The following is a 5,384-nucleotide window of genomic DNA, read 5'->3' as shown; positions in this document are numbered from 1 at the left end:
CTCGGCACTGTCACCTCAACCGAATGCAGAAATTACTTCATCGAGGCCGGCTATGCGCCAACCTAAATTCATCCCGCTCTAGCTGTCACGAACGGGCACTGGATCGGTCGGAGCGACGTTGCAGGATAACATCACACGAAGTCCCTGCTGTCAAAGACATCCAACACAGTTTATGACGCAGTAGAACTAATTTAGAGCATCGCTCGAAAAAGAGGTCACCGGTTTTCGAACAAAGCGATGCGCAAACACGAAATTACAGCGGTGCGCTTGATCTCGTTTTCACGCGCACCGCTGTAGGCGCCGGATCAGATCACGAAAAAATCGTCGGCCAGCAGCGTCGGCCTGTTCGTCAGCGTCGCGAGCTCTGTCATGCCGCCTGCGACGTTTCCGTTGGAATCGTAAAACAACGCACCCGTAACCTTGTCATAGACGATGTGGTCGTCGGCGTCGTGCGCGCTAGTCCCAGCGAAGAAGTACCTTGGGTCGAGGGCTCCCGTGGTGGCTCCAAGCCCCTGCATTACCGAATTCTGGAGCCTGAATGCATCGGCCGTATGGTTGAAATCCGTGATGGTGTCGCGGTTGGCCACTGAGAGCAGCGAGCTGAAAACGAAGAAATCGTTGCCGGCGCCACCAGTAAGGCGGTCAATGCCCAGGCCGCCCGTTAGGGCATCGTTGCCACCCCGCCCAAGCACGGTGTCATTGCCTCGGCCGCCGTCCAGTTTGTTGTCGCTGTCGTTGCCGTCGAGCACGTTGTCGAGGGAGTTTCCCGTGGCTCCGACGTTGGCGTTTCCGGTCAGACGCAGATTTTCTACCAGCCGGCGATCGACCGCCAGTGAGTACGTGACCAAGCTGAAAATCTGATCGAGGCCCGCTTCGTCGATGACGTTGTCCAGTACATTGTCCACATAATAGGTATCGTTGCCGGCACCGCCATTCAACATGTCGGCCCCGGTCCCGCCATCGAGAAGGTCGGCGCCATCAAAGCCCACTAACCGGTCGCTACCCGCCCCGCCCCTTATGGTGTCGTTGCCGGCAAGGCCGACCAGCGTGTTGTTCCCATTGTTCCCGGTCAGCTCATTGTCGGAAGAATTGCCGCGACCATTGATAGCGCCAAGGCCGATGAGGGTCAGATTTTCGACATAGGGTGGCAGTGAATAGGTGCTCGAGCTGAACACCCAATCTTTGCCCGCCGCATCGCCCTCGACCACGCGGTCGAGGGCATTGTCGACATAGTAGGTATCGTTGCCTGCGCCGCCCTCCATCTTGTCGATTCCGACTCCGCCGTCGAGCAGGTTGCTGCCAGCGTTGCCGACCAGCGTGTTGTCGAGTTCGTTACCCGTCGCGTCGATGTCGGCAACGCCGGTGAGTGTGAGCTGCTCTATTTGCTGGCCGGACAGCGAATACGTCATCGAGGTGATGACCACATCGATGCCAGCGCCGGCAGCCTCGATGACTACGTCGAATGCGTTGTCGACGCGGTAGGTATCGTTGCCGAAACCGCCGGACATTTTGTCAGCACCAGCTCTGCCGTCCAGAACGTCATCAAAGCTGCCGCCGTTCAGGATATCCGCCGCAGCCGTCCCGGTCAGGTGCTGCTCCATCACGTCCGGCGCGGCATAGGCGCGCACGTAGTCGATGACCATCTTGTAGGTGCCGGACGCCCGCTCGACCTCAAGTGGATTCATGGCAAGCGAGGCCAGCATATAGAGCGGCGTGCGGAAGGACTCGCTCATTGGAAAGCGGCTCAGCTCCTTGCCGTCATAGTACACGGTGATCCAGTCCGTCGTGATCCTCGCGCCGTAGGTGTGAAACGCCCCGTCGAACATCGAACTGGGGAGGCCCGTATAGTTGCCTTTCGAAGCGTGGCTTTCCTTATTGCTCAAGTGCACCGCCTGGTGATGACCATCGGGATCGCCCCCATACGCTTCAACGATGTCGACCTCAACGCGTGGCACAGTCTGATCGGGCGACAGCATCCAGAAAGCCGGCCAGGCTCCCGCCCCGCCGTGAAAGGCTGCGCGCATCTCGAAGTACCCGTACTCTTGCGCGAAACCCTGGCCGGCGCTGTTAACCGTTTGCATCGTTCCCGACTGCCAGACGCCGTCCACCTGCTTCATGGTAATGGTCAGCTGCCCGTCAGAGACGGAGAACGGGTTCGTTGCCCCCACCGGCGACATGAACGTGGCGGCCCCATAGGGGGCATGTACCGGCGCGAACCACTTGCCGGTGCCGTTGTTCGGCACGACATCAAGCGTGTTGAACTCGTCAGAAAAGGAGAGCTTGAAACCGGAGAGGTTCAGCTCTGATCCCTTGTACTGTTCGGTCCAATCGCCAGGAAGAGCAATCGCAGCCATTGATGGGCTCCTCGTTCTCGCAACATTTTCGCGGTTGATCCCCCACCAAGATCTAATCGTCAATTTGTTAACGGAACGGTAATGGACACCGATTCCGCCGCAAATGGGCTCAGTGCGGTTATCCCCAACGCTTCACGAGAAATTTGGGAGAAGTCGCAAATCGGTTGATGTAGCCGGCACACGATAATGCGAATTCTCCGATACCGTGACGCCGGGCTCGAACGTAGCCGCAACCAGCCGCTCCTTCTCCGCCCGCGTCGCGGCAGGCAAGCCCGGATGACCGACTATATGGGCTCCGTTGATCGGGCTCGCGCATGGATGTATCGTGGGGACAATTCGCTGATCCGGTATCTGCAGGGCAATAGCGTGAGCTGGCGGGGCTTTCATACATGCCTGCACCCGTTCTTCTCGTCCGATATTGCGATCATTGGGTTTGGCTTCGGTAAGGATGAAACCTTTCTGCGCTGGCTGTTTCTTGAGCGCGCTCGGCTCTTTCAAGCGCTTTCTGTCGCGCGCCCGGCAGGCTTGGTTTGTCACGACGGAATTTCACAAACAATCGCCACCGCCAGCCGTTGCTGAATCTTCTCGGCATCGTGCTTGTCGCCGTGGAAACGTACGATCAGATCTTCAAGTCCCCAGTCTGGGATGCGTAAAAGCGGTGCTATCAATTCGGCTGACAGCCGGGTAGGCTTTTGAGACAATCATCGGAGGTCCGCCTAAGGTCATCAGGTAACGACCGCTGGCCCCGACCCGAATGTCCGCTCTTGAAGGTCTATAGCCTGATGCTGCCAGTCCGATGTCGGCCCCATTTCGGTTGTTCAATGATACGCGTCGCGATGGCCGCTTCTGGAGAGCAAACTAGCCATCAGGCCATTTACGGCGACTGGCGCAAAATGGCCCAAGTTCGGCGCCGCTTTGGGTTCGATGGGGCCGCTAGCGAGCGGCCATAGTGTGAAACACCCATTTCACACTGAAGCGCAAAGGTAGGATTAATGCGCCAATCCGATTATTGCGGCTGGCGCCCAAAAGCCAGTCGGAAGCGACGAGCGAACGCCTCTTGTTGCTCGATCTTTATCCGTCGTTCCGCGTTCTTGAGCGCGATGGAGACAATCCCAACGCCGGCACCACCACCGAACAGGATCTCATGCATCGTGAAGCAGGCAAGTTTGGTTGCAAGCCTGGCGGCAATCCCTGGACGAATATCCTCTTTCTCCTGCTTAAAACGCCTCAGTTTTTCCCAAGTCCCGGGCCGGTTTCCTGGACGTACTCTCTGGCGGAGGCGATATTCCTTCATTGGGAACTTGGCGGCGTAGAACAACTTCTCAATTGCTTCCTGCGGCGGGACAGCCACTTCGTGCCCCCGGCCTAAGACCCGGCCGAAACGCGGCTTCCTCGCGGTTTTCGCATGATCGCAAGATCGAGCTTAGCTTGGGGAGGGCAAAGCTTTTTTGCTTCTGTGAGTCCGAGCAGCCGCCAATTGCCTCTTGAGGCCGTCCGGCCTGCGCAGATCAGCGATCAAGCATTCCTGACTGAAGTGTGGTGGGGTAGGCTGCACCGAGGAGGGCCAGCTATCTCCGCTTGACTAGCGCGTCAACAACGTGCCCTACGCCAATGGTCGATTCTGGCCGGGAACCTATAGGCATTCTGCACGGCGTTCAAAGAATGTCACCCGGCCTCGAACGCTGCCCTACACAGCTCGGTAGAAAATTACCGCGCTCCGAACTTATGCGCCATGTGTTGGCAACGATTCGCCACCCTAGGGTTACTCTTCGGCCGGATCAGTCGTTTGCAGAATCACGCCCTGAACCCAGTGGGCGCGGTTCCTTTTGCGCTCGTGTATCGCCATGAACAGTGATCGATCGTTGTTCAATAGGGCGAGTGCGTCGCTAACGAAGCGTGGTGAAACATGAAGCAAGGCCGTCCATCGTGATTCGCCGCGAATTTTTTCCATGAGGCCCATACCTGCGGGTGGATTGTAGATCGGGATCTGCCTGCCGCGATATGAACGATACCGAGGCGAGCCGTGTTCGTCACGCGCCTGTCCTTCACCGTTTCACTAAGCCGTCGTGAATTGTCGCCGTAGATTGTCAATTCATAGGCATCGCCCGCCCGTTCCTCCGGGTAGGTCGCCACGCCGGTCACTATGAGTTGTGCTCTGAGCTGATGCAGCGGGTCGTCGTCATCCAAATTCCAAGCATATTGTGGAGCGTAAACATTGTAATTGATGCTGGCTTCGACGCTCGCCTCGCAACGCTCCACTCTGATGGCGAGATAGGTGTGTTCTTCATCAGGCTTTTTCTCCTGCTTCCTCCTTCGGGGCATCACATCCTCCGTCCAGCTTTTCATCGATGGATGATGGCTTGAGAAGTCATCCGCAAACCTTCTTATCGTAGGGCTGCTTTCCGACAATGGGCCGTGTTACGTCGCCGGCGGCCCGGCAGACTTGCGGATCAGAGCATGGAGCACACCGCGGATCGCCCGGTCATCCCCAGAGGGCAAGATCGAGCGCTGGCACCAGACGCTGAAGAACCGCAATCATCGACGTTACCACGAGAGCCCCGAGAATCTGACGCCCGCCGACGGCTACTTCGGCCGCGGTCAGACCACGGAATCACAACCTCTGAATCACCCGACTCTTTTTGGGAAACACTTAGAGACAAAGAGGTTGCTTATGAATGGATCAAACGTGCAAAGTGAACTCCAGGAGAGTGCAACGGCTACTCGCAACAACAGGATGTCAATGAGACCGCAAAGCGGGCGCGTGAAAAATGACGTAAGCTCGCTGTCCGCTATCGCCTTGGGCATCACACCAGATAACGTGATCGATCCCGTGCGCACGTTCGGGATTTGATCCGGAAGCGCGAGATTCCGTACCCGCGCCACAGACGAACCGTCAAACTCAACCAGGACCAGCTCAAGAAACTGGCCGATCGGATGATAAAATGCCCCTAGGTGGTGTGGACTCTTAGGATTCCCTTTTTGACCGTAGCATGATTCAAGACTGCTTTTGGAGGCAGCCTTGGGTGTAAT

5 protein-coding genes and 1 pseudogene are annotated in these 5,384 nt (G+C 57.4%); 2 read left to right on the top strand and 4 right to left on the bottom strand.

From position 1 onward, the window contains the following. Positions 1-305: 305 nt before the first annotated feature. Positions 306-2,354 (bottom strand): family 16 glycosylhydrolase, encoded by a 2,049-nt coding sequence (locus NKH36_RS34345; protein WP_352966237.1) that lies wholly within the window; start codon positions 2,352-2,354, stop codon positions 306-308. A gap of 276 nt (positions 2,355-2,630) precedes the next feature. Here NKH36_RS34345 and NKH36_RS34340 point away from each other — a divergent pair, with 276 nt between their 5' ends. Continuing rightward, positions 2,631-2,933 carry a hypothetical protein gene (locus NKH36_RS34340; RefSeq protein WP_352966235.1) on the top strand — a complete coding sequence of 101 codons (303 nt, stop codon included), beginning with the start codon at positions 2,631-2,633 and terminating at the stop codon, positions 2,931-2,933. A gap of 427 nt (positions 2,934-3,360) precedes the next feature. On the opposite strand, the gene NKH36_RS34335 is transcribed toward NKH36_RS34340, so the two are convergent. Both NKH36_RS34335 and NKH36_RS34330 read right to left on the bottom strand, forming a co-directional pair. Continuing rightward, complete coding sequence (locus NKH36_RS34335; RefSeq protein WP_352966234.1) at positions 3,361-3,705, bottom strand: hypothetical protein; 345 nt, start codon at positions 3,703-3,705, stop codon at positions 3,361-3,363. Positions 3,706-4,220: 515 nt separating this feature from the next. Then, positions 4,221-4,700, bottom strand: a complete 480-nt coding sequence (locus NKH36_RS34330; RefSeq protein ID WP_352966233.1) for a hypothetical protein — start codon at positions 4,698-4,700, stop codon at positions 4,221-4,223. Positions 4,701-4,749: 49 nt separating this feature from the next. On the opposite strand from NKH36_RS34330, the pseudogene NKH36_RS34325 reads away from it, so the two are divergent. Continuing rightward, positions 4,750-4,956 (top strand): annotated as a pseudogene (locus NKH36_RS34325) (IS3 family transposase); the annotation flags it as partial. A 23-nt stretch (positions 4,957-4,979) separates the two neighbouring features. On the opposite strand, the gene NKH36_RS34320 reads toward NKH36_RS34325, so the two are convergent. After that, positions 4,980-5,384 (bottom strand): hypothetical protein (locus tag NKH36_RS34320; RefSeq protein ID WP_352966231.1); only part of this gene is annotated, 405 nt, incomplete at its 5' end.

Source organism: Mesorhizobium sp. M1312 (assembly GCF_040318115.1).
In the GTDB taxonomy this organism is placed as follows: Bacteria; Pseudomonadota; Alphaproteobacteria; order Rhizobiales; family Rhizobiaceae; genus Mesorhizobium.
Note: the sequence above shows the minus strand (reverse complement) of the source record. Positions and strands in the feature narration are given on the sequence as shown.

Excerpts from the sequence above, each read along its gene's own strand:
- NKH36_RS34340 (WP_352966235.1), top strand. The coding sequence starts at position 2,631 with ATGACCGACTATATGGGCTCCGTTGATCGGGCTCGCGCATGGATGTAT.
- NKH36_RS34345 (WP_352966237.1), bottom strand. The coding sequence starts at position 2,354 with ATGGCTGCGATTGCTCTTCCTGGCGATTGGACCGAACAGTACAAGGGA.
- NKH36_RS34330 (WP_352966233.1), bottom strand. The coding sequence starts at position 4,700 with ATGAAAAGCTGGACGGAGGATGTGATGCCCCGAAGGAGGAAGCAGGAG.